This window comes from Desulfitispora alkaliphila (assembly GCF_050433185.1).
GTDB classification, from domain to species: Bacteria; Bacillota; Desulfitisporia; order Desulfitisporales; family Desulfitisporaceae; genus Desulfitispora; species Desulfitispora alkaliphila.
On sequence record NZ_JBNPXS010000007.1, the window covers coordinates 50,926 to 77,129 of the forward strand.

A 26,204-nucleotide genomic window follows, 5' to 3' on the forward strand; every position below is an offset into this window, starting at 1 on the left:
ATTAGTTCGCGGGACTAAATCCCATTCAAACCAAGCCTGCAGTCCTAGCTTGAGGCCAAATTGAAAGCCCCTAATTTTTTACAATAAAGGAGCCTCTGATCTTTTCTATTTAGCTAAGTTCTGCATAATTTGGTAATTACCTCTTTTTTTCTTTCTACAAATTGCGACACAAAGCGCCATAGTGTATAGCTTTTTTGCTCGTTTAACTTCACAGGATAGGGATCTACTTCTTCCCCATTTAGAACTTTCTGTGGGTTAATTTCAGTAATCTCTTTTAGTTTTTCCGATCCTATTAAACCTTCTACTCTGGCTATTGCTTCTTTCACCTTGGGCGACCTGGTCCTAGGCGAGTGGGCATCTGTTCCTAGCATGTGAATCATATCTGCTCTCAAAAACTTCTCCGCACATTCTTTTGCCGCCTTACTGTGCATGCCAGTTATGCTTCCCGCGTTTATTTGGCAGAGCGCTCCTTGCTCAATCAGCTCAACTAGCAACTCTGGCTTTTTCCTAAACATTAAGTTCCGCTCTGGATGGGCTATAATAGGGGTAATCCCCATGAGCTTTAGTTCAAAGAGAAGTTCCTTGGCGTGCTCTGGGATATCTCCTCGGGAGAACTCCACCAACAGGTGTTTCCCCTGCTGATTTATTGTCACCAGGCTACCCTTCTCTAAGTACTTGAGCAAATCAGAAGTGAAAAATGCTTCACAACCTGCTATTAGTTCCACCCCAATGCCCTGCTCCTCCACTCTTCTTCTCGCTTCAGCTAAGAGTAGGTGATAATCTTCTAGGTCGAATTCCGATTCCCAGGGAATATAATGGGGAGAACAAACCATGTGAGTTATACCTTCACTGGAGGCCATTTTCACCATGGACATAAACTCGTCCCAGCTCTGGGCCCCATCATCTATTTCAGGCAATATGTGACTGTGCATATCTATTATCATTTATCTTCACCGTAGTAATAATAGTACTGATAGTCAGCACCTTTATATTCCACATTGTTTAAGATCACGCCTAATATCCTACCTTTCGCATTTTCTAGCTGCGCTTTAGCGTGTTGTGCCATTTCTATCTTTACTTTCTTGCTATTGATAACCATCAGTACTCCATCTACTTTTGGGGCAATCACTGCTGGGTCAGTTACTGCCACAGCTGGTGGGGCGTCAATAAAAACTATATCGAACCCGCTAATGCTGTCTAAGAATTTATCCATCCTCTTTGATCCCAACAACTCCGAAGGGTTTGGGGGAATTGGACCACTTGCTAAAATGCTTAGGTTTTTAACCTGAGTTTCCTGGATAACCTCACTTAGGTCTAGGTCTTCTACCAGTAGGTTAGTCAACCCCCTCTGGTTACTCACTCCAAACACCTTATGTTGAACAGGTTTTCGTAAATCCGCATCTATCAACAGTACTTTTTGCTCTGTCTGGGCTACTGTTACTGCTAAATTAGACAGTATAGTGGACTTCCCTTCTGCAGGGCCAGCACTGGTTACCATAACTTTTTTTAATTCTTTATCTAAATTAGAATAGTACAAGTTAGTACGTAATATTCGAAAAGCTTCTGCCACAGGTGACTTGGGATCAGAGTGGGCAATTAAGTCTTCTCGCACTAGTTCTTTCTTAGGCATGCCTTTATCCTCCCTTTCTTTGTGCTATTGGCCTTTTTTATCCATTTTGGGGATGCTACCTACAACCGGTAGGTCTAGGTGTCGCTTAACATCTTCGGCATTTTTAATATTGTTGTCAAAAAACTCGAGGACAAAAGCCAGGAAAACTCCCACCATAACAGCTAACACAAAGGCAATAGCTACGTTTAAGCTTTTATTAGGTTTAAACGGACTTGTAGGCTCCATAGCAGGAGCTACAACTTGGATACTGGACTCGCCTATATCAATAGATTGGAAAATCTGTGTTTGGGCTAGTCTCTCAGAGAATATCTCGTGATTTTGCTCTAAGCGTTCAGCTGTTCTAGTCAGTTTAGTGTATTCGCTTTGTTGCTCAGTTAACTCTGATTGTAGTCCTTTAACATTTCGCTCTAGGGAGCTTATAACACTAGTGATACTGTTTACCCGAGCCTGTTTTTGTGCCACTTCACTATTTTTAATCTGGAGCTGATGCTGCAATTCATGGTAATGAGGGTTTGGCTCTTCAGTTATCTGGGTCACTACTAATGGCTCTATTGCACTTAACCCTTCCTCATTCTCAGTTTCTTCGGGTACAGGTGCACTTTCCCGCTCTTCTCTACTTTCTTTAATTAACACTGCTGGCGTATTAGCCAGAGTCTGCTCTATTTGATTTTTACCAGCCATATGCTGATCTAATTCAATTCTTGCTTCGATTAACATAGATTGATATTTAGTTAAATCGGCCAAGTTGGCCTTGAGTTGTTCTTCAATATATGTAATTCCTCTAGGTTGACTATTAAACTCTCTTATTGCATCATTGGCCTCTTGTAGGTCGGCTTCAATAGAGTTAATTTGTTCATTTAGGACTACCACAGATTGGCCCATTCTGTCCCGGCTCTGCTCAGAGATTAACCTGACAAATTCTTCACTCAATTTGTTGGCAATTAGAGCTGCTAAGGCTGGATCAGTATTGGTTACTTTTACTTCAATTAAATTGGTATCTTGAATGGCATTAGCAGAAACCATGCCATTTAACGTTCTATGGGAATAGCCGTATCGATCTAAATTAAGACTCTCCACTACTTCTTTTAGTAATTTTTCATTTTTTATTTGATCCACATAGGTATTCATGGTCATTTCTGGCAGTCTGGACAGTGTATTCGCTACATTCTCAATTCCATTGGTATTAATTGACTGATGTCTCTGGTTGTCCGATGCATGGGTTACCATTAGTACTGTTTTGGTTTCATAAACTGGAGGTAGCACAAAATAACTTATTACCCCGCTAATCATTACAGCTACAAATGTAAGTGCCGCTATCATCCACTTCCACTTAAAGATTATTCCTAATAGTTCTTTAAGGTCTATCTCTTGAAGCTCTTCCCTGTCTCTATCCTCTTGTGTCATCTAAATCCTCCTATTCCTTGCCCTCAAATATTATTGCAAAAAAAAATGGCCGCGCTTATTCGACTATAATACATTCTACAATTTTCAATGATTTCCTTCTTTTTTACAATAGTTTCATTTAAATACTATATTTTCTTATTGAGTAAATTTATTTATAAGTTCCCTTTCCTTCTCTTGGATCTTCTGTTCATACTCTTTTTTTATTTCTGACACAATATGAGTTGGCTGTTGGTGTTCTATAAGTTCTTCTTCTAATTGGTCTAATAGGTTATTGAAGATGCCATCTACCTGATTTTGCATCTTATCGGCAACCTCATAGTAGTCTCGGGCAAGCCTTGCAGGGTTCAGAGTCCCCCTGTCCCGCTGTTTTTGATAATCTCGATAGGCATGAGCTATCAATTTTTCTATTCTTTCCAGTGCAATATCTTCTAGTTTCTTGAATTGAGGCTTATACTTACTCACAATGGCCTCTTCAGTAACTTCCACCTGATAATCCTCTGCATCACTAAACATTTCGTTTACGCTATCTACTACTGAACTCGAACTCTTTTGGCCTCCTGATCCTGGTGATCCCTCTGCTTTTTCTTTCATCTCACTAAGCTCTCGTTCTATTTCTGAAAAATCAAGTATGTCATCACCTAATCGAGCTTCTAGTGGAATCTCTTTGGTGCTTGGGTCATTTAGATATGTATAAATCCAAATACCATTTCCAAGTAGGATTACTAACAGGCCTGCTAAAATTATAGTTACCTTTCTGCTCATTTTATCCTCCTAATATTTCCTGTATCGGTTTTTTTCAATTATACCACGCTCTTGATTAATTAAAAACGATTAAATTAAGAACCCCTATAGATTTTTCAAAACGTCTACAGGGGTTTGCTTGCTAGTCTATGAAGTTTAGGGCTTGTAGGCTTCTTCTTATCATTACTACGCTTTGAGCGCGGTCTGCTTTAGCACTTGGAGCAAACTCACCATTAGGCATACCTGAGATTATCCCCTCATCCACAGCTATTGCTACAGATTTTCTTGCCCAGTTGCTAATTTGTTCCTGGTCATTAAAGTGTTTGATTTTATGGCTAAACTCATCATCTTTTAAAGAAATGCTCTTATCTGCTACCATTAATGCATTTGTTATCATAACAGCCATTTCTTGTCTGACAATTGGTGCATTAGGACGAAATGTATTGTCTTCATAACCCCTTACTAATCCTGCTTCCACAGCTGTAGCTACTGCATTAGCATACCATGCAGATTCCTCTACATCCACAAAGTTAGTTTTTGTTCCACCCCATTCTAATGCTAGCGCATTTACAAGCATTGTTGCAAATTGGGCTCTTGTCACTTGCTCTTGTGGCGCAAAAGTAGCCTCAGTCATACCGTTAATTATTCTTTTGGAGGCTAATAGTTTTATCTCCTCTTCTGCCCAATGATTGGCAGTATCATTAAATTCTTTTTCATCATTAACTATAAAATATGTACTGTTGCCTTTTCGCTTCAGCAATGCGTAGGTTCTTCCGTTATCTTTTACAAAACGAGTAGGGATGTGTCTTATGTTTCCGGTGTCCTCATACAAAACTCCAGTTGAGTACTTGGTCTCTTGGCCTTGAACTGGAATTTTATATGTAAGATAACTATCAGACTTAAGGCCCTTGACTTTTATCTTCACTGGTTCAGAAACTACTTGCAAATTATTATTAGTTTTCTGCACTTCTTCTATTACAGTACTCGGTGCTTTCTGTATTTCAATTCTAATATTTCTTTCCTTTTCTTCAATTGCATTTATAGGTATATGTATTTCTCCTACAGGAACACTCACTACAAGTTCATCCACATTGTTAATGTTTCTAAATATACTGTCTGGTATAGACATACTCACTCCTGGTGTATCTTTATCTTCTGTTACAAAAGTAATTACTCTCTTCACTTGGTCAATTTGGGCAGTTACCTTTTCAGAATTTAAACCTGTAAATTTTATTACTTCAAGATCAGTATTTACACTCTCATCAACTGTTGCATCATCCTCTTTATCTCTATCCTCTGCCCCGCCAGCATTGCCACTACCTCCACCCTCTGATGCTCTTTTATTAAATGTCACTGATAGTTCTTCGTTTTCAATAGATGTCATTACCACACTTAGTCCTAAATTCACTAAAGCCGATTCGTTTTTTATTGCATATGTAGTATTTTGATTTATTTCTCCTGCATCTATTTGTAACAGTATTCTTGCCGGTGGATTGCTTCCTGAATCAAAGCTACTTTCAACCCCTTTAATTTTAATGTCTTTACCGCTATTTTCATCGTATAGTTTCAAGTGTTGGGGACGAATTACATTAGTTTGAGTTGGAATACTTCCTGTCATGTCACCTTTTGCTTTAAATTCTATTTCGATTACATCTGAATAATTGTCTGATCCTGTTTTAAATTTAATAAATGTATTTTTGTAATTAGTATCATCAAAGTGAGTCTCTAGATTAGTAACTGCTGCCCCAACATTGGTAGGGATAGCTAGTAAGAATATAGCTACCATAAAATAGATTATACTTTTAACCGCTCTTTTCTTCATAATTTCCTCCACATAGTTTTTTTTAAAAAAGCAGGTGAGTGTGAAAACTCACCTGCTTTGATTAGTTATCTACTTTGAATACAATGCCTCTACTTGGTTAGTCAGCAATGGCTCAATAACATCGTCCCATCTATAATCTGCAGGATCCTCAGTTAATCCTTGCAGTTTCTCCCTGGCAGCTCGAATATGTTGTTTATCATCTTCATCTAAGTAGCTATGCATCTTGCTTAATTCATATGCTAGACGCTCTATGCGGTCACTAGGAACTTCACCGTTCTCATCACCATTCACTATCTCTATACTATCGTCCACAACACGAACATCAAACTTAAGTATCCATACCTCTTCACCAGCCCACTCCAACTCAGCTGTGATAGTTGTCTTTCCATTGTTTTTAGCAGTAAGAGTGGGGCCCCCGCCTTCCATTTCAGCCACATCTTCATTCGAACTGTGCCAATCAAATAATAATGCTGCTTCACCGAGTGGGTTCCTGCCTAAAATTGAAATGCTAAATGTAGTGTTACTTCCATCTGTTTCTTTACCTATCAGTTCTGTTTGGGAACGAACAAAGGCTTTCCCTAAAGCAAGCTCCGCCTTACCACCTTGGTCCACAACGTCCGCTAACTCTTCTTGCTGTTCCACTAGTAAGTCTGTGCTCCAACCAATATTAGCTAGCTTTGTTTTGAAGTGTTCAAAATCACCACCATCCTCTTTTACTACTTCTAGCATAGCTTCTTTAAGCCATATATACATTTGTTCTTTAATCTCGTCATCATTTCCAGCAAACACTGTAACCAAGCCATTTATATCACTGTTGACCACAGATGGTAACTTATCTCTAGTAGCAATCAAGAATTCAATTACATCATCAGCAGTAAAGTCCTCGCCAAATAATTTTCTAACGGTGTACCTATTGTCATCTCTAAAATCTTCCAGAACACCAACTAATTCATCAGTATCAGTAGTATAGTAAATTCCTGCGATGCCTGCAAGAAACTCAACCATAGCTTCTCTTGCCGGGCTTACCTCGTCACCAGGGTCTACAGGGTCTACAGGATCACTTGGATCTGGATCACTTGGTCCAGGAGCAGCTCCGCCGCCACCGCCACCAGAACCACTATCATCTTTAGGCTCTGTTGGTGCTGGTTTCGATACTTCCTCTTGTCTTTCTTTTACCCGTTTGCTTACTTCGCTTTTAGCATTTTCAATATCATTGTCAGATTTATCTCCGGCCTTTTCCTCGCCACCCAGATTTGTAGTAACACCTTCTTTTACCAAGGATTCCTCAGGGGCTTTTTCCAGAATAACGTTTTCTGCCGCTACGATTGCCCTTTTGACTACTGCTTCACCTTTAATGCTAACTGCTCCATTTGCAATAAGGTTTGAGATGACAACGTCTGCTGTTGTATTTACATTTGCATTTAATATGTTTTCAGCTACAGTTAAGGCTTCCACATTACCGCTTTTAAGATCTAGATTTGTATTATCTGCTGCGATATTGGCACTAATAATATTGCCACTACCTGAAACTGAAACATTCCCATTAACATTCAGTGTACCTACACCAGCATTTTCCCCCAGGGTAATGTTGGTGCTTTCTTCTGCTACACCACTGCCTACATTAACTGTGTTAATTGCTCCGCTTTCCACATTTATGTCTGAGCCACTAGCAACTACATCTACACTTTCATAGCTCCCTTTTAACACTATAGAAGCCTTTTCACTTACAGTAACATTTGAAAATCCACTTCCTACAGCGCTATTGTTTTCCAGTTTTCCTCCTGACTTCATGTTCACATTTGTTACTTTGGTTTCGCCTTCAGCAACTACCCGTACATTGCCACTAGCTACATTTACTTCAACTGTTTCACCACTGAAGTTTCTAAAGTAAATACTGTCAGCTCCTCCGCCGTTTACAAATGTATCACCTTCTACTGTAACATTGTTGAGATAAACCTCTCCATTGCCAACAGCTTCAGTAATTATCAGATCTCCTTTAATAATCATATTACTCAAACTTACCCCAGCTGCATCTATTACTACATTTCCTGGGTGCTCCAATATAGCTACTATAGGTCCATAGTTTCCTGGTTGGTTATATGTTGTCACTTCAGCGCTTTCTAAAACACGATTTAATGTAACAACTGCTTCTGCTCGGGTAATATCGTTTAGAGGTCTAAATGTTCCATCCTTATATCCCGTCATAAATCCAGCTTTAGCTACTGCTCCTACGGATTCTTTACTCCAACCTGCTATATCACCCGCATCAATAAACTTATCGGCCTCAGTTGAATTTCCTGCTAAGTTGTCTATTCTTGTAATTATAGTTGATACTTCTTGTCTACTGATAGATTTATTAGGTCGCATGGTACCATCGCTGTAACCTGCGATGTATCCTGCAGCTGCTGCCTTAGCAATTTCAGAGGCATACCATGCACCTGCTGGTACATCTGAATAACTAATTTCCTCTACTTCTTCATAATTTAAAGCTCTGTTGATAATTGCAATAAACTCTGCTCTTGTTATACTGTTATTAGGCCTAAAGGTTCCATCGGGATACCCCTCAATTTTACCTTGCTCAGTCCATTGTAGTATTTCATCTTTGGCCCAATGGCCCTCTATATCTGAGTGCCCCGCTGCAAAAGCAGTTCCCAATGAAGAAAAAATTAATGCGATAATAAACAATATAGCTAGCTTTGATTTTTGGTTTCTAAATGCCACAAACAATCCCTCCGTTTCTTTAAATGTTTATTTGCTTATATATAAATAATCCTTAATGTTTCTGATATAACTATCTCCAATCACCACCTCCAAAAATCCCTAAATCTAACATTATGCCTTTAAATATTCTTAATTTAATATACATAGCCCTATTTAGTTCAAAATAGGGCTAAAGGGCTAGGACTTAATTTCAACATACGTTTATGATATTCCTGCTATTATAATCATAATTTTCCATTTTATTATGTAATATTTTATATTTTCTTATTTCTTGGCTTTGTTTTTTAAAACTAAAATTATATACAAGCCGATACACATTACTGCCCCAATTAAATCTAAAATTACATCGTGAGCACTTCCAGTTCTATTGGGATTAAGGCTTTGATTCCATTCATCTATAACTGCTATGTTCATTATTAGCGATAAGGAAAAAATAGCAGAGCCAGCTAAACTATCCCACTTCTTGTTAATGGCCCGCACCAACAGCAGTCCTAGGATTCCATATACAAGTATGTGAGCCCCTTTTCTAAATACATAGTGAACAAATCCCACTGGGTTTTCTGTAGAAACCGTGGAGTTCCCATATGTAAAGCTTATTTCTGGCAGGATTCGCATTAACATATCTTCATATCTACTTATAAAAGGTCTTATATCCTGCTGTTGAAAAGACTGATTTGATAAATAAAGTACTATTCCAACCCACAGAACTATGGGGAATAAATACAGTATGTAGAATTTAAGGCGCTCCCTGCTATTTATCACTTTACCACCCCTGTGTTCAATCCTTGAATGTCAAGTTAATCCTATCTCCTAAGTGCTTCCACCGGCGGCACCGATGAAGCTGACACTGCGGGATAGACGCCAAACAATAAACCTGCACCTAGTGCCACACCACATGCCACTTTAATCGCCTGGAGACTGATAGCAGTCTCAAAACCATACTGGGCAAAGAAGTTCACTCCCCAAATCCCTGCCACAATTCCAGCTATAGCGCCAATGGCACTTAAGTACAGTGCCTCTAATATAAACTGAATTAGCAGGTCAGTTTGCTTAGCCCCTAAGGCTCTCCTCACTCCTATTTCTTTAGTCCGCTCTGTCACTGCCACTAGCATAATATTCATAATTCCAAGCCCACCTACCAGCAATGACACTGCCGCTATTCCCCCTAGCAATAAGGTCATTACTTGATTAGCTTTATCTGCTTCTTGGATGAGCTGATTTAAGCTTGTAACTGTGATTAAGTCATCGTCACGCCCTAAAGCCAGATCGTCGTCTTTGTCATCTGGCTCTCCACCTGGTTCCTGTCCAGGTGGTGGCATGGGCTCACCAGGCATCTGCCCATCCTGGCCTCCATCGTTGTTGCCACTAGAGGGGCGAGGTACAGCTCTACCCGTTCCCATTTCTCGGCTGAAAATCCTTCCTAGCTGAACTACAGCTAGTTCTGCCTCTTCCGGGGACCCCGCTTTTCCCCAGATCTCTTCCACTGTCCTCTTTTCTGCTATGCGTTGTCCTGTAGTATAGGGTATTAGAATCTTATCATCTATACCCTCACCCATGCTTTCACCTTTTGGCTCTAGCACTCCCACTATCCTAAAGGTCCTTCCATCCATGGTGAAGGTTTGCCCCACAGGGCTTCTGCCACCCATCAACTCTAGGGCCACATTGTATCCCAACACTGCTACTGGGGAGCGCTGCTCCACATGAAGGGTTGTAAAGAAGTTTCCCGCTATCAATTGGTGATCCCTAATCTCAGAAAAATGGTTATTGACCCCTAATATATCTGCTCTCATTCTATCTCGACGCCACTGCATAACAGCCTCAGTATGTACTACAGGTGTTGCCAGATCAAGGCCTTGAACTCGCTCCACCAAATCCTGAGCCCGATCTGCATCAAATTCCACCGATTGCTCTTTAGCTTCCACCACTATAACATTAGAACCCAAGCTTTCAAACTGACTCACTACTGCCTGTCTAGCTCCTTCTCCAATTCCCATCAATGCAACTACAGATGCCACCCCGATTGCTACTCCTAATATAGTTAAAGCCGAACGAAGAGGATTACCTAAAATCCCCCTCCCCGCCATTTGAGCTGTAAACCAGAGGCGCACCCATAGTGATCCAAACTTTTTAAACATACTTAGCACCTCTAATTCCCTCTAGTTTCTGGCAAGAGACCATCCTGGGACTGTACTCCTTGACTTGGTAGTAAATCGTCAGTACTTCCTGTAATAACCTCTTGCCCCTCTTCTAGTCCCGACTTGACTTCCACTAACCTGTCATCCATCAAGCCCAGTTCAACTGTTACCATTTCCACTGTTCCATCTTCATTTATGATCTCTACTTTTGTTTGCCCATCATCTTCAAAGACTGCCTCTAAGGGTACAAGAAGTGCATCTTCCACGCTTCCCCCCTCTATATGTGCCTGAGCCTGCATCCCTGGTCGCATTTCCGGACTACCCTTGACTTGAATGTCCACATGAAATCTAGTCATGCCGTCGCTATCATGCCCCATTGTAGATACGTGCCGCACTTCGCCCTCAAAGTTTTCCCCTGGCATAGCATCCAAGGTAATCTTGACAGGTGCTCCTTGCTGCACAAGCACCACATCAATATCGTCAATGCGCGCTCCTAGGTACATATCATCAGTATTGTAAATATGCCCAATCCAATCTCCTGCGGAAACCATCTGTCCTGGCTCTGAATTTACTCTAGCTACAACCCCTGCCATCGGCGCTTTCACCTCTAAGTTATCTAACTGGCTCCAAAGCTGCCTCAGCTCAGATTCCTGATCTCTAATCTCGCTAATCCTCTCTTGAATTAGCTCTCTGGTGTCTTCACCTGCTAGAGAGACAATAGGGTCTCCCTCATTCACCCGTTGCATATTCTTTACGAAAACATTAGTTGCTACACCTTCAGCTCTACTGAGTATTCGCTCTTCGTTAACAAAGCCTTCAACTCGCGTTTCATATCTCAATGCTCTGTTATTCAACTCTATTTTTGCCTTCATCCCAGTCCTAATTAACCCCTCATTAACCCCCTCTAAAGTAACCCAGTGAACATTTATGTATCTCTCCTCATCTCGCTCACCACCTATGCCATAGGAATCCATAAGCTCTGATTGGGCTACTGGAACTGGGTCCGCTACTACCTCTGTTACCTTTACCTCTACTCTCCCATCAAATTGAGAAAAAGTCAAATAGGCTGTCTGACCGACCTCCACATTAGGTATTTCATTGGGAGTTAGGTATGCTGTCATATAAAAGCGGGAATCATCAACTACCCTTGCCACTATTTGGCTTTGGCGAACATCCTCACCTTCTGTCACAGATAGCTCCGTAACTCTACCTTCTATTGGAGCGTGTAGTGTAATACCTTGGGCAGGATTAGCCCTATCAGCCTCATTAACTGGTATATTCAGCAGGTCTGCTAAGTACTCCTTGTTTTCTTTAATTCGGTCTTCCATATCCTCAATATCCGTCATCAACTCTGCTGAGCTTAGCTTTACAATAGTCTGCCCTTGAGTTACTTCCTCTCCTTCTTCAACCATGATGTCCTCCACTAAATAACTGTAGCTGCGCCCAGAGCTATTCATGCCACTATTTCTTGCACCAGGAACCTGAATAGAGCCTCCCCGCGAAGGATTTAAGGGACCTGAAGTATCAACACCTACTGATAAGTCTCCTCTCACTACCTCTTTGGTAGCGTATACTGGACCCCTAGCCTCTTCCTCCGGTGGCGGGACCAATTCCTGGTATGCGTAATATCCCCCTCCAAATACAACTATTAGAATAAGTAAAATCATAGAAATGCGCTGTGCCATAAAATTCTCCCCCTTATTTGTTTTCCCCCGCAGCAGCTACTTCTGCCTCTACTGCATCTATTGGCTTTTCTAATGTTTCAACCCGCTCAATCTCACCATCTAGTAAGTGAATAACTCGGTTGCCGTGACAGGCAATATTGTATTCATGAGTAACCTGTACTACGGTTATCCCCTTTTCTCTATTTAGCCTCTGGAAAATCCCCATTATGACTCGACTGGAACGAGAGTCTAAGGCTCCTGTAGGCTCATCTGCTAAAATTACAGTAGGGTCACCCACCAGTGCTCTGGCAATAGCCACTCGCTGTTGCTCTCCACCGGAAAGTTGTGAGGGAACGTGCTTCCGCCTCTCTCCTAAACCAACTGCTTCTAAAGCTTTTACTGCTTTTTCTTTTCTTATCTTCCCTCCCACACCTCTATAGATTAAGGGTAACTCTACATTTGCTTGAGCGGTGAGCTCCGGCAACAGGTGAAAGCTCTGAAATACAAAGCCAATAAATTGATTTCTAATGTCTGCCAGTCTACTGTCACCCAGTTTCTCCACATGATTGTCTGCCAGAATATACTCGCCCTCCGATGGCCTATCTAAGCACCCAATTATATTTAGCAACGTTGACTTTCCCGACCCCGAAGGACCCATAATTGAGACAAAGTCTCCCTTGTCCACATGAAAGTCTATTCCCTTCAACGCACTAACAGAGACTTGTCCTGTTTTATAGTGACGCTTAATATTTTTCAACTCGAGTATTGCCAAAAAACTCAACTCCCTTTTCTCAAAAATAACCCATACAATATAGACGTAATTTTATGCCAAAAGTTTCATTTATTATAAATTATTTCTATGTTAAATATAAAAACCCTTCCGGCATCTGCCAGAAGGGTACAACATTGTCAAAAGAATCTTCCCTTGACAATCTATATTGCTATACTCACTCTTCTTATTTCTGGGCTCCAGTAAACATCGGCACCCAGCTGTTCCGCTAAAAATCTAACGTGAATAAAGGTGCGCCCATCCACTACAACTAGAGGATGTCTCATTATTACTTCAAAATTATTTATGTAGCTGGTACGAGAGTCCAGGTTAAACTCCAGGTTTACTCCCCTACTGTATATATTTACATCCTTCGTTTCTGAGTTAAACACTACTTGGGAACCAGACAGTTCAGCTATTTTCCGCAACGGAACATATGTAGCACTATCTTTAATAAATGGAGCTGTATGCATCTCCCGCTCTCTGCCGTTAACAAAGTAGTTCTTCTTACCTATATCCATAAAAACCCATGTGCCAATTTGATTAGTTCTTATTTTATCTTGTATCAATTCTCTCAGCACTTGAACCGCCATTTCTAGCTGTTCCCCTGGGTGCGCCACATAGTAGTCAGGTGAAATCCCCACCCTGTGAATGGCTCGCCCCTGAGGAGTTAGATACTGGGCAGTGGTCAATGCAAATAATCCTCCATCGCTGAGCTCGTACACTGATTGAATATAAGCCTTGCCATAAGTCTCTGTTCCCACAACTACTCCAACTTGATTATCCTTAACAGCACTGACTAGAATTTCTGCAGCACTGGCAGTACCCCTATTGACCAAAAGCACCAAAGGCATGTCCAGCCCTTTGCCAGAGGTGTAATAGGATTCAGCAATTCTCTGTCTATTTACCACGTGAGTAATAGGTGCTTCAGGAACTAATGCTTCAGCTACTCCGTAGACTCCTTCTACCAGACCGCCACTATTATTTCGCAAGTCTACTATTACCCCGCGAGCATTCTCTCGTTTAAAGTAATCCATGGCCCTCACCAATTCGTTGGGAGTAGTTCTTGTAAAGGACCTTATTTTTACATAGCCTATGCCATCATCCATCAACTCATACTGCACAGAGCTATTAGCATATACTTGTCGAGTTAAGGTTATTTCATTAACTTGTCCACCCTGCTTTACTACCAACTCCACTTCCGTATCTGGAGTCCCACTGAGCAACTCTTGGGCGGTATCAATATCCATTTCGGCAGTATTCTGCCTATTAATTGTAAGTATTATATTTCCTGTCTCAATTCCGAATTCCCTTGCTTGACTGTTGGGATACACACTGACAACTGTTATGTAACCATCAACATTACTGACTGTAAAACCTACGCTTCCGTTATTATTCTCTATGCTATCTATTAACCCCGATGTATTTGCCGTAGGAAAGTATCTAATATGGGGATCATTTAAAGCCTGCTGAATATCTTCAATGCTATTGGCATTCTTCAACTCACCGTCTAACTCTTCATAATAGAAATGCTTCAGCATCATCTTCATTTCTTCTAAAACTTTATCTTCCATAGCTACTACTTTACTAGTGCCCATAAATAAAAAAAATACAGTTAGGAAAACTAATACATATCTAGTTTTTCCTGAAGCCAAAAGCATCACCTCTTTTCTTCTTAAACTTATTCTATGATGCGATAACGTAATCCTGCAAAAATATATTTATAAATAAGCATATTTCTGGAAATTTTTGAATTGCATCTTTACATTGCTTAAAATATAATTAAGGTTGACCTAATATAAACTAACATATTGCTTTTACTCGGGAGGTACAAATGAAATTTCTTCACTGCAAAGATAACTTTCTCCTTTATTTAGAAGTTGAATTAAATAGAAGTATTCAAACTATCAACGGTTATAAGAAGGACTTATCCTATTTTCATGAATTCATATTAAAAAACCATTTTCAAGAAGACCCTTCCATTGTTGACATTAACACTCTACATTTGCGAACATACCTATCCTATTTAAAGCATGAAAAAAAATATGCACCAAGAAGTATTGCTAGAAGTATTGCTACCATTAAATCTTTTTTTAAATTTTGCTTTGAAGAGGAGCTACTAGCAAAAAACCCGGCACAAAAAATCCACGCCCCAAAAATACCTACGAGACCTCCTAAATATTTAGAGCAGGAGGAAATCCGCAAATTATTTGACGCAGCCGCTAGGGATACTAACAATAGTTATCGGGATTTGGCTATTATTAAAACCCTTTACTATACTGGTATTCGGGTTTCAGAAATGGTAGAGATAAAACTCGAAGATATCGACCTTAAAAGTAGCATTCTCCACATTCAAAGTGGTAAGGGACAAAAATATAGGGAAATTCCTTTAAACGACAAAGTTAAAAAGGCAATTTTTGATTACATAAATAAAGAGAGAATTCCCATCAGATCTCCCTATTTGTTTCTCTCATCACATAACAAACAATTCTCAACCCAATACATACGTAAGATTTTAAAAAAGCACGCAGAGGTGGCTAATCTAGATACAGCCAAAGTTACTCCCCACGTATTACGTCACTCTTTTGCTACAGCTCTATATAAAGACTACGGAGTTGACTTAAACCGGATTAGCAAACTCCTAGGTCACGCATCAATTAACACTACAACCATCTATACCCATACTTCAACAAAGCACCTAATGGATGCTGTCGATTTATTATAAAAATCGACAGTTTTTTTTATGCAATAAAGTAAATATATGTTTAATTTTCAGCAACTGTTATTGACTACATTAATTACCATGATTTTCTCAAGTTTTTTAAGGGGAGCTTCCCTTTAAAATACACTTTAGGTTAATTGCATACTAGAAACATTCGAGAGGAGGGATCGGTTAACCTAAGGATTTTGATTTACCATCATTTATAATTAGCTATCAATTAAAAACAAACATTATAAGGGGGAAAAACAAGTAATGAAGAAGAACAGAAAGATTATTGCATTATTAATTGCACTAACTTTCGTATTCAGTCTAGCTGTCCCAGCAATGGCAGCAGCAAGTCAATATGATTCAGCTGCTAAGTTGCAAGCACTAGGCATAATCGAAGGTTACGAAGATGGAAGTTTAGGTGAAGACAACACAATCACAAGAGCAGAATTTGCTGCTATCGCAGTTAGAGCTCTTGGCTTAGAGCAAGCATCAAGATCAGCTATGGGCTCTACAATGTTCCCAGATGTAAAAGCTGATGCATGGTACACAGGTTACATTAACCTAGCAGTAAACTACGAGATTATTGAAGGTTATCCAGATGGTACTTTCGGTCCATCAAACGATGTTACATATGCTGAAGCTCTTGCAATGATCGTAAGAGTATTAGGTTATGAAGAAGCTACAAGAGGAACTTGGCCAACTAACTACCTGGCAAAAGCTGCAGAGCTAGGTATCACTAACGGTCAGAGCTTTACGCACAATCAACCAGCACCAAGAGGAGCTGTATTCTCTTTTGTTGATGAAGCTCTTGATGTAAACTTAATGGAGCAAACTGGCTTCGGTTCTGAAAGAAGATTTGAAATTGTTAACAAAACTCTTCTTACTCACAAGCTTGACTTAACTAAAGTTGAGGAAAGAGTAACTGCTATCGCTAGAACTAATGATAGCTTAGATGACAATGAAATAAGACTTGGTACTGGTGAAAATGCTGAGACTTATGAGTTAATTATCGATGCAGACGTAGAGTACTTATATGGTGTTGAAGTTATTGCATACGCTAACGATGACAACGAAATCGTAAGCATTCAAGTAAGCAACGATAGCAAAGTTTACATTGATGCTGTTGAAATCGATGCTAATGAAAATGAGCTTACTTTCGTAACTCTTGACAAAACAATCGACTACACAACTGATACATCAGCCGACTATGAATACGCCAAAGTAGTTTTAGACAAAGCTGGCGATGTTGCATTCATAGATGCTTACGACTGGACTGGATACCTAGTAGTTGAAGAAGTTGATGAGTTTGTAGTATACAGCTATGGCGAAGAGCTTGACGCTGAAGACTTCACAATTGTTAAAGGTGGATACACTTTTGACGTAGCAGACTTAAATGCTGGAGACATCTTATTCTACAACGAAGACGAAGATTTTGCTGAAGTTTACAACAAAGCATTTGCTGGAAAAATCGACTACATCTTTGATGGATCATTTGAAGTTGATGGCAAAGAGTTTGATGTAGACGGATATTACTTAGATGGCGATAAGCTAAAAGCACTTACTGAAAGTGTTCTAGAAGATATGCAAGAAGAAGGCGCTGTTGAAGTATTTGTTGACAGAGCTGAAAATGTAGTGTTTGTTGTAGGTGAACTAGGCGACGGAGTAACTTCTGACTTTATCGCTTATGTAACTGAGAACACTTCTGACTTCAACTTAAGAGGCACTCCAATGTGGACACTAGATCTACTTACTGAAAATGGTCAAGAAGTTCCATATGACATTAACTTAGAAGATATTGAAGTAATTGTTTACGAAAATGATGAGTATGTTACATTAACTCATGATACTGGTGCAGGCTTTAAAGGTGAAGACAGTAGCGAAGCTGAAGTAACATTCACATGGGCAGCTGGTACAGTACAAAAAGATACGGTAGTACAAGTTGAAGTTGACTCTGATGGAGATATTGAAAGTATAAAATTCCTTAATGACATTTCTGTGGGTCAGTTTGATGTAGATGACAGATTTGTAGGTCAGTACAGATTAACTGGAAACGCTGTTGCGTTCTTAACTGAAGACTATGATGGTGACATTGATGACATCATTGTAACTACATTTGGTGCATTAGACTTTGACACTGTTGAAGCTGCTGACATTTATGTAAATGACAAAGACGAAGTTATCGCTCTTGTAATTAGCGACTCCAGCAGAGAAGATGACAAAACAGACTTCGCTGGTGTGCTTACTGAAAAGAGAGATGTAACAGCTAACGACAGCTGGAGATTAACTTTCTTCGTAGATGGCAAGAAAGTAACTTACTTCACTAAAGATGACTCTGATCTATCTGGTGATGTAGATGCACTTGACCTAGGTGCAGTAGTTGAGTTCAAAGTAGACCTTAACACTAACAGAGTAACTGACGTTGTTGAAGTAGACGCAGATACTGATGACAACATGGTAGAAGTAACTATCGACCAAATCTCTGTAAGAGACAGATCAATCACTGTAGGTACAACAGTATACCTACTTGACAGTGGCGCTGTAGTATACGATGCTCAAGATGCTACAGACATAGAAACTATGAACTTTAGAAACCTTGGACAAGGTGATGAAGTAACTCTTTACCTAGCTGCTGATAACTCAAGATACGTATCATTCGTACTTTTAACTGACGCTAACGAGTAAGGATAATAATAAAACCTCTGGGGGCAACCTCAGAGGTTTTATTCATTTAAAAACCCAATTCTTTTAAATCTTTAACATGGAAATACATATTATAATCCTCTTTCTTAATCCTCAAAGTACCCTTATCAGTTCGCACTTCTCTCTGTTCACCCTCCCGTAAAAACGGAAAAGTAAAGGTTACTTCCTGCTCCCCTTTAGTCAATGTCATCAACCTAGGTCCTTGAGCAACAAAAATTGCATATCCCTCTAACTTATCTAGGTTTAGCCACTCCGAGATATACAATTCAGGTGGAGTTGTGCTTATTTGTACTGTATTTCTTTCTCCATCCCAGGTTACATTAGCTCCTAATGCCTCTGAGACAAATCTAACTGGCACCATTACCCTACCATCAATCATCTGCGGAGCTACATCTGTACGCACTTCTTGCCTATTTACTATCAACTTAATATTTTCTTGAGCGATAACTATACCACTGCTAGCAATTAACACACCCACAATAATACCTGATAAAAATTTCTTCAAATACAAAACCCCCTTTTATTATTTATGAGACTTAATAGTATCAGCTAGCTCTGAGAGGCCTTTGTCTTTCTTTGTCTCATCCTTATGCTTCAATAGTTTAGAATATTATAGCATTATATCCATTAAAGGTCTATTGTGGTTATTCGCATATAGAAGTGTTCTTTTAGCGCTGAAGGCCTTAAAAATTACCGGGCAACACATAATACTAAAATCAATTTCAACACCGCTAGAGTAGGCATTTTGCATCTATTTGAGGACACTCAATGCTTCTGGCAACTGTTGCTTTGGTAAGTTTAATTGGAAAGCTTTTTTAAAGAATTATATAGATTTATGACAATAATCCTGTTTTAAAATCTAAACCTACTTCTTATCGGTCTCCCTGGCAAAACCCATATGCTGAAAGAGTCATTGGAACCATAAGACGAGAATTACTAAATTATATTATTCCTCTTAACGAAAAACATCTTGAGAAGCTACTTGGCGAATATATTAAACTAGAAACCACACCAGTACTTCTCCTTCTTCCGAACTCATATTGCGTATTTGATTGCTCATAAATATGGTGTACCGCATAAATATATTAAAAGCTGGCTACATGTACTATCAACTGTAAGAAATATATGTGCTCATTACGGTAGACTTTACAATCGAAACATAACAATTAAACCTATTCTCCATAGAAAAGACATAGAAAAGGGTGTGAAAAATGATACCTTTTTTGCAGTATTATTGATTATAGGTAAACTTATAAACGATAAAGTCGAGTGGAATAGTTTTGTTACAAATCTTAAAGCTTTAATTGAACAATATGAAGAGGCTGATATAAAACTTTTGGAATTTCCAGATGGGTGGGAGAAGACTATCTATATTACATAATTGCATCATTTACAGCAATTGCTTCGAAGTTACTAATTTATATACTGTACAACTTTATACTCCCCAGCAATAATAAACCAGCTAATTGGGTATAGACCTAATCCGCTGGTTCTTTTTATGCTTGAATGTTCTAGGCTTATTAGTAGAATTATTATATGCATTTAGTTCAAATCAATGTAAAGAAAAACCCCGCAATAAGCACCTGTGAGGTAAGTTTTTAAATCAGCATTTCAATAAGTTTATAACTTGGTGTCAGGCACCGAGGGTCTTAATTGAAATACAAAAGGACAACCTCCTGCGGTACTTTCCGCAAGAGGTTGCCTCTTATCTAGTTAGTTTTATCACATAATGTAAAACCTAACTTTTTTATAAAACTATCTAACTTTTAACTAGTCAACTAAAAACTTACTAATTTGATCTAGTATTGTATCTGGGTCATTTGCTTTAAATACTCTTACAGTGAAGGATCCAGTGTCACCTGCACCACTAAATACTATATCAAATTCATTAGAAGCAAAATCTGTATCGTCAAATGTTACATAAGCTACATGATTTCCATCTTGAATTAATTGAGCTACAAAGTCAGTGCCAGATGGTACATTTTCCTCTTCAATAGTGACTTGTACATCAGCATCAGAGTTTACAAGCTGAAGGTCTTTCAACTCATAAGTATCTACTCCAGCGCCGCCAGTACCAGCTTCACCATCTTTAGTTACTAGAATTGCTTCTAGGAAGTAAGAAGTATTTGCAGACTCAAACACTACTGTTACTTCATTATCACTGTCTAAGCTTCTTAAATCTCTAAATGGAATTACTTCAATGTCAGTTGGATCTGTAACATCGTAAACAACACCACTTCTATCAAGCTTATACAATCCATTGTTAATTGTTCTGTCTACAGTACTTACTTGGTTTGTATCAACAATAACTGGTGAATTTGTATTAGCATTTGCTATCTCTAGAACTCTTCCAGTTGCATCATCAACTGTAATTGTAAACGCTTGACCTAATACTGGAGCATTTGTTTCAGTATATTTATCTTGGTCAATGTATAAAGTTTCTTCACTACCATCAATGAAAGCTCTGATTCTTGCTAAATCCCCATCGCTATCATTTCTAATTTGAGAAATAACACCTGTGTAGTCAGTAACATCTTCTGTATCAGTTTGTAGTATAACAAGATAGTCTACATAACCATCCGCATCGAAGAATACTTTTGCATCACCATCGTCAACCCCAAATCCTTCTAGAGCTCCCCAAGTAGTTACTACAATGTCATCAGCATCATCTGTATATCTATCCAAGTTAAATACTGGAGTAGATGAAGACAATCTGTAGTCATTTGTAGCTGTTACAAATCTGTCATCAAGCTCTAAATCTTCTGTTGTCAAAGCCCATCTAGATGCGTCATAGAATGCTAACTCAACAACATTTCCATTTTCATCAAAAGTAAGCTCAAGAACAACATCATTTGCAGCTGCATAAGTGCTTAATGCAAGTATGTCAGTTACAGTTGAAACATCACCTTTAAATCCAATGCTATCGATAGCACCATTTGTAGTTACCTCAGTATCAGAACCATCAGTAAACACAAACTTATCTACTTCTTCCACACCTGGAGTTATATCATCTCCAACTTCAACTTCAGTATCACCATAAACTGTAATCTTATCAAGGTTGTTTAAACGGAAGTCATATTCAATCTCTACGCCATTTTCATTTACACCTTCAACTAGTAAGTAACCTCTTTCCCTAACATCGAAGTATCCACTCAGGTCTTCTGTTAAGAATAGTGCTAGTGTACTAGTTTCAAGTACGCCAAGCTCTCCATCAACAAATACAGCATTTCCTTTTCTATCTAAGAATACTACTACATCGCCTTCATCTTGCATTTTTTCAGCTTCGTCAGAAGTGAAGTTATCAATATCGCCATCTTCATCAACATACTTCACATTAATTCCACTTGTTCCAAAGTCAGCATTATCATAATCAAATGTTTCTCCAGCAACTTCAAATTCTGTATTAAAGATATATTCAATTTCACCTACTACAGTGCTGTTGAATACTTCAGCATACTCTGCATTATTATTATAGAATACAATATCGCCAGGTACTATATCTGATAGATCCAATGTTCTTCCATCTTTTACAACAACAAAATCATCTAAGTCAAGTTCTTCGCCATATCCATAAACATCATATCCATCAAGCTCTTCTACTACAATGAAGTCATCCCACTGATAAGCGTCTACAAATACTACATATCCTCTTCTATTAGTAACTACTTTAGCGTAATCATACTCAACAGTAGTGTTGCCAAAAGAAGATAGCTCACCATTTAGGTATACGATTGCATCTTCATGAAGCTCAAACTCATTATCAAGATCCATTAAAACAAGCTCTTCTTCAGCTGCATCCCACTCTACAGCATCAAAGTAAAGTGAACCTTTTGGAGCTGGAGCCATTGTAACGATTTGGTCATCGTCATTGTAGTATGCCTTAACTCTGATACCAAAGAAAGCCTCAAAGTCAATATCTGCAACTACTTCATAAGTAACAAAACCATCATTTGCAAAATCTTCTTCACCGAAGATTTCAATCTCATCATCCTCAAGGTTTCCTACTCGAGGAATTTCAGTTACAAGACCTTCAACAATTTCAAGATCATGTCTTTCAGTTAGAAGGTTCTTGTCAGTTGTTCTATACTCAGTACGGCCAGTAGCCTCATAAGTGAAAGCTTCCATTAAATCTACTTCTAGAGTCTCGTCAACAAATCTGAAAACGTCTCCTCTTAAAGCAGCATCTCTGTGATTGAACTGAACACCTGAAGTAAGACCGATTTCAGCAGCCTTAGCTAGGTGGCTTGTTGGCCAGCTTCCTCTTACAGAAGGCTCGTAACCAGCCATTCTTACTAGCATAGTAAGTGCTTCTGCGTAAGTTACAGGCTCATTTGGCTTAAATGTGCCATCAGGATATCCATTGATAATTTCTTCGTTAACCGCTAGGTTAATCCATCCAGTGTACCATCCGTCTGGGTTAACATCTGGGAACATTGTGTTGCCTCTTGCAGCGTTTTCAACACTTGCTAAACCAAGTGCTCTTACTGCAATTGCAGCAAACTCTGCTCTTGTAATAGTTTGGTTCTCCCCATATGTACCATCGGGATAACCTTCAATAATGTCTAGTGCATTTAGCTTTGTAGCCGCTACACTAACTTCTTCTACTTCAGCTAGGTCTTCCTGAGCTGCCATTGCTGCTGGCATTGCCAAGCTGAATACGAAAGCTAGTGCCATTAGTAGTGCAATAATCTTTCTGTGCTTCTTCATGCTTTGTTTTTCCCCCTTTAAATTTGTTTTCTCCTCAAAATTTGTGTTGCTGATACCCAAAACATATTAAGTTTTTCGGTTTTAGCAATCACTCCTTTCGAAGAATTTTTTTGCAATTAACCTAAAGTGTATTTTAAAGGCTTGAAAACCTTTAAAAACTACAGTAAAAGTAAGAAATGTAAGCAACTTGCTGGTTGTTGGTAATGATTGTGAATTTTGTTTGTTTCGTTAATAACAGTTGACGAAACTTTTGGCAAAACTGTTGATAACTTGTGGATAACTTTGCCATAAGTTACGAAAAACAAGGTGCAGGGACCTTGTTTGCAATGGAAAAACATTCTTTTACATTGTATAATACCATTGCCTGTTTAGTCAATATAAAATTTATTAGTTTACCCTGTTTTTGCTTACGGTATACTTTTCGGGGTCAGGGTGCTTGTTTATGAGGGTACTATTAAAAAAAGTCATGATTTTTTTGTACTTTTTTTTACTAACCCCATAAACTTAGGCAATGCCAGCATTCTTTTAAATCTTGTTGGCTCTTTAATTAGCCTATATAGCCATTCTAACTGAACTTTTTGCATCCATTTTGGGGCTCTATCAATGCGCCCTGAAATTACATCAAAGCTTCCTCCAACTCCAATATTCACCGGTATGCCTAGCTTTTCCTTGTGCTTCTTTATCCAGTATTCCTGTCTAGGTGCTCCTAAAGCTACTAGAAGAATGTGAGGCTTTGCTTCACTTATTTGTTGCAACAATTGATCCTCATCTGCTTGGGTTTTGATAAAACCGTGATGAGTTCCTACTATATTAATATTGCTGTAGCTTTCCTTTAGCTTTTCTGCTGCTTCTGCCGCCACTCCTGGGGCTGCGCCAAAGAAAAACAGTCTCCAACCTGTTGCATTAGCCTTTTTAGCTATTTCCTGCAATAAATCTATTCCGGTTACTCTCTCTGGAACAGGGTTGCCCAACTCCTTTGATGCCCAAACTACCCCGGCACCGTCTGGAGTTACCAAATCAGCCTGATTAATTATTTCCATTAACTCAGTTTCACTTTGAGCCTGATAGATTATTTCCGCATTTAAAGTTATAATGTGCTTTGGTTTATTTTCTGTTATTGCTTTCTCTACAAAATGAAGGGCGCCCTCCATGTCAACTCTGTCCACTGGGGCACCCAATATATTTACCTTCAAAATGTACACCTCCGCTTTTTTCAGAAATTAACAATTGCTTATTTTTGTGAGCAATTGTTAATTTCTGTCTAGCTTCTCATCTAGTAGTTCTTTTGTGGCATCTTCATCTAAAATATAGTAGCTGATGCCGCTTATAGTTCTGGCAGTTCCCGGCAGCGTGGTAGTATTCAAATTATTTAAATCAACATCCTTTACAGTGTTAGCCAATGTTACCATATCAGTTATAGGCATATCGGTTTTCACATTATTGTTTAGCTCTCTAACCAAGCTTGGAATCCTAGTCACATTGCCCAGGGTCAACATTTGGTCTGCCAGCTCTTTTAGGAATCTCTGTTGCCTCTCCACTCTTCCTAGGTCACCTCTGCTATCATTTCTGAAGCGAACGTATTGAAGCGCTTTGTCACCATCCAATGTTTGGGGACCGGCCTGCAAGTTAATTACCGTCCCGTCTGCATTATCTACATAATACATACGGCGTTCCACATCGAATTCAATCCCACCAATAATGTCTACCATATTGGCAAAGCCTACAAAGTTAGTTTCCACATATGAGTCTATTTTAATATCTAATAGTTCCTCGATAGCCTGCTTAGTTAAGTCTGCTCCACCATAGGCATGGGCGTGGTTAATCTTCTCCACTCTTCTCCCAGGTATCTGGGCTCTAGTATCCCTAGGCACTGAGATTAGATCTAATTCCTTGTCTGTCCTGTTAAACACAGCAAGGATTAAGGCATCAGCTCGGGCCGGTTCATTTCTCCGCTGATCTGTTCCTATCATTAACACAGTGCTTATTTTCTTGCCTTTGTCCTTTTTATCCTTTTCATCATCTTCTCCCGGAATAGTCACATCTACATTATTGGCGAAAAGGTTCTCTGTATATTGAAACCCAAAGTATGCTGAAAGGGCAACCACTAATATTAGCAGTAGTGGCAGAATTTTTTTCGGTTTCTTCTTTTTCTTGCGTCTTCTTCTTGTTGTTCTTTCCTCTATTGAAGTATCATCTTTACGCTCAGTCATATAATTCACACCTTTTTATCAGTTATTTAGCGGCTCGCTTTGAAGGATCTAAAACACGAGCCAAAAACGTAGCAACTTCAGCCCTGGTGGCATCGTTACTTGGCCTAAAGGTATTGTCCTCATAGCCAGTGGTAATACCAGACCTCACTAAAGATACTATGCTACTATGGGCCCAATGGTCACCAGACACATCTTTAAAATCTTGAGCACTACTATTGCCATCTAGCACATAGGCTCTTGTAAGCATGGCGGCAATTTCAGCTCTGGTCACATTGGCGTTTGGCTTAAAGGATCCATCGTCATAACCACCTACGATGCCAGCTGCATGGGCTTTTAAAATTTCACTGTATGCCCAGTGCTCACTGGATAAGTCTGTAAAGGGATTTTCCCCAGGGGTATCTTCTATCCCTTTGGCTCTCACAATCATTGCGGCAAGCTGGGCTCTAGTTACTTGTTGGTTGGGGCCAAAGGTATGTTCATCAATTCCTCCAACTATGCCACCATAATAAAGGTACCCTATCTCGTCTTTTGCCCAGTGTTCATCCACATCCTTAAAGGGTAGCTCTGCTCTTTCAAATTCTGCTGCCAGTTCTTCTATTCTATCTAATTGACGGTTGATATCATCTAACTGTTCCATCTTGGGTTCAAAGTATTCATTTAAGAAACGATCAAGATAGCCTTTACTCATCAAAGGATCATCGTCAGAGCCAGGCTGGACAGCTTGAGCCCCCAATGCTGTCACTGTATATATAATTATTAATGTTATTACTAAAATAGACTTCTTCACTGGATTTCTCCTCACTTCCAAATGTAATGATAGACAGACTTTGTATACTATTCGACAGCACCCCCTCATTTCCTGTCGCAATTTCTTATAAAAATGTGGTAAAAATTCGCTTGTGCATATTGACACAAACTTTTGCATCGGTTATAATAAATGCAAATAGTCAGTCAATTCTCATATTACAATTACTTGGAACACAATATATTT

At 39.2% G+C, this 26,204-nt stretch carries 18 protein-coding genes and 1 pseudogene; 3 read left to right on the forward strand and 16 right to left on the reverse strand.

Going from position 1 to position 26,204, the window contains the following annotated elements; translation table 11 throughout:
- Nucleotides 1-113: 113 nt before the first annotated feature.
- From GGQ84_RS04260 to GGQ84_RS04310, 11 genes are all read right to left on the reverse strand, one after another.
- Complete coding sequence (locus GGQ84_RS04260) at nt 114-932, reverse strand: tyrosine-protein phosphatase (RefSeq protein ID WP_429159615.1); 819 nt, start codon at nt 930-932, stop codon at nt 114-116.
- Between the two features lie 8 nt (nt 933-940).
- Nucleotides 941-1,630: a CpsD/CapB family tyrosine-protein kinase gene (locus tag GGQ84_RS04265; RefSeq protein ID WP_429159618.1), complete on the reverse strand. Its 690-nt coding sequence runs from the start codon at nt 1,628-1,630 to the stop codon at nt 941-943.
- A gap of 24 nt (nt 1,631-1,654) precedes the next feature.
- The gene (locus GGQ84_RS04270) at nt 1,655-3,034 is read right to left on the reverse strand and encodes a GumC family protein (RefSeq protein WP_429159620.1); all 1,380 of its coding nucleotides are present in this window, start codon (nt 3,032-3,034) and stop codon (nt 1,655-1,657) included.
- 135 nt (nt 3,035-3,169) lie between these two features.
- Complete coding sequence (locus GGQ84_RS04275; protein ID WP_429159622.1) at nt 3,170-3,796, reverse strand: hypothetical protein; 627 nt, start codon at nt 3,794-3,796, stop codon at nt 3,170-3,172.
- 121 nt (nt 3,797-3,917) lie between these two features.
- Nucleotides 3,918-5,597, reverse strand: a complete 1,680-nt coding sequence (locus GGQ84_RS04280; RefSeq protein ID WP_429159624.1) for an S-layer homology domain-containing protein — start codon at nt 5,595-5,597, stop codon at nt 3,918-3,920.
- A 69-nt stretch (nt 5,598-5,666) separates the two neighbouring features.
- Nucleotides 5,667-8,318: an S-layer homology domain-containing protein gene (locus tag GGQ84_RS04285; protein ID WP_429159627.1), complete on the reverse strand. Its 2,652-nt coding sequence runs from the start codon at nt 8,316-8,318 to the stop codon at nt 5,667-5,669.
- 264 nt (nt 8,319-8,582) lie between these two features.
- The gene (locus GGQ84_RS04290) at nt 8,583-9,080 is read right to left on the reverse strand and encodes a VanZ family protein (RefSeq protein WP_429159629.1); all 498 of its coding nucleotides are present in this window, start codon (nt 9,078-9,080) and stop codon (nt 8,583-8,585) included.
- Nucleotides 9,081-9,121: 41 nt separating this feature from the next.
- A complete protein-coding gene (locus tag GGQ84_RS04295) occupies nt 9,122-10,453 on the reverse strand; it encodes an ABC transporter permease (protein ID WP_429159632.1) in 1,332 nt (443 codons plus the stop codon).
- 11 nt (nt 10,454-10,464) lie between these two features.
- Complete coding sequence (locus GGQ84_RS04300) at nt 10,465-12,138, reverse strand: efflux RND transporter periplasmic adaptor subunit (protein ID WP_429159634.1); 1,674 nt, start codon at nt 12,136-12,138, stop codon at nt 10,465-10,467.
- A gap of 13 nt (nt 12,139-12,151) precedes the next feature.
- Nucleotides 12,152-12,883: an ABC transporter ATP-binding protein gene (locus GGQ84_RS04305; RefSeq protein WP_429159700.1), complete on the reverse strand. Its 732-nt coding sequence runs from the start codon at nt 12,881-12,883 to the stop codon at nt 12,152-12,154.
- Between the two features lie 167 nt (nt 12,884-13,050).
- Nucleotides 13,051-14,541, reverse strand: a complete 1,491-nt coding sequence (locus GGQ84_RS04310) for a S41 family peptidase (protein ID WP_429159636.1) — start codon at nt 14,539-14,541, stop codon at nt 13,051-13,053.
- A gap of 179 nt (nt 14,542-14,720) precedes the next feature.
- On the opposite strand from GGQ84_RS04310, the gene xerA reads away from it, so the two are divergent.
- Complete coding sequence (gene xerA, locus GGQ84_RS04315; RefSeq protein WP_429159639.1) at nt 14,721-15,611, forward strand: site-specific tyrosine recombinase/integron integrase; 891 nt, start codon at nt 14,721-14,723, stop codon at nt 15,609-15,611.
- Nucleotides 15,612-15,860: 249 nt separating this feature from the next.
- The gene (locus tag GGQ84_RS04320; protein WP_429159642.1) at nt 15,861-18,278 is read left to right on the forward strand and encodes an S-layer homology domain-containing protein; all 2,418 of its coding nucleotides are present in this window, start codon (nt 15,861-15,863) and stop codon (nt 18,276-18,278) included.
- 46 nt (nt 18,279-18,324) lie between these two features.
- On the opposite strand, the gene GGQ84_RS04325 is transcribed toward GGQ84_RS04320, so the two are convergent.
- Nucleotides 18,325-18,801 carry a copper amine oxidase N-terminal domain-containing protein gene (locus GGQ84_RS04325; RefSeq protein ID WP_429159643.1) on the reverse strand — a complete coding sequence of 159 codons (477 nt, stop codon included), beginning with the start codon at nt 18,799-18,801 and terminating at the stop codon, nt 18,325-18,327.
- Nucleotides 18,802-19,323: 522 nt separating this feature from the next.
- Between GGQ84_RS04325 and GGQ84_RS04330 the strand changes: the two are divergent.
- Nucleotides 19,324-19,677: pseudogene (locus tag GGQ84_RS04330) on the forward strand (Abi family protein); the annotation flags it as partial.
- Nucleotides 19,678-20,066: 389 nt separating this feature from the next.
- Here the strand turns inward: GGQ84_RS04330 and GGQ84_RS04335 are convergent.
- The 4 genes from GGQ84_RS04335 to GGQ84_RS04350 all read right to left on the reverse strand — a co-directional run bounded on the left by GGQ84_RS04335 (nt 20,067) and on the right by GGQ84_RS04350 (nt 26,000).
- Entirely contained in the window at nt 20,067-23,003 is a 2,937-nt protein-coding gene (locus GGQ84_RS04335) for an S-layer homology domain-containing protein (protein ID WP_429159646.1), read from the reverse strand.
- 464 nt (nt 23,004-23,467) lie between these two features.
- Nucleotides 23,468-24,196 (reverse strand): WecB/TagA/CpsF family glycosyltransferase, encoded by a 729-nt coding sequence (locus GGQ84_RS04340; protein WP_429159649.1) that lies wholly within the window; start codon nt 24,194-24,196, stop codon nt 23,468-23,470.
- Nucleotides 24,197-24,253: 57 nt separating this feature from the next.
- Nucleotides 24,254-25,213, reverse strand: coding sequence for an LCP family protein (locus GGQ84_RS04345; protein ID WP_429159652.1), 960 nt, complete (start codon nt 25,211-25,213; stop codon nt 24,254-24,256).
- Between the two features lie 22 nt (nt 25,214-25,235).
- Nucleotides 25,236-26,000: an S-layer homology domain-containing protein gene (locus tag GGQ84_RS04350; RefSeq protein WP_429159654.1), complete on the reverse strand. Its 765-nt coding sequence runs from the start codon at nt 25,998-26,000 to the stop codon at nt 25,236-25,238.
- Nucleotides 26,001-26,204: the final 204 nt, after the last annotated feature.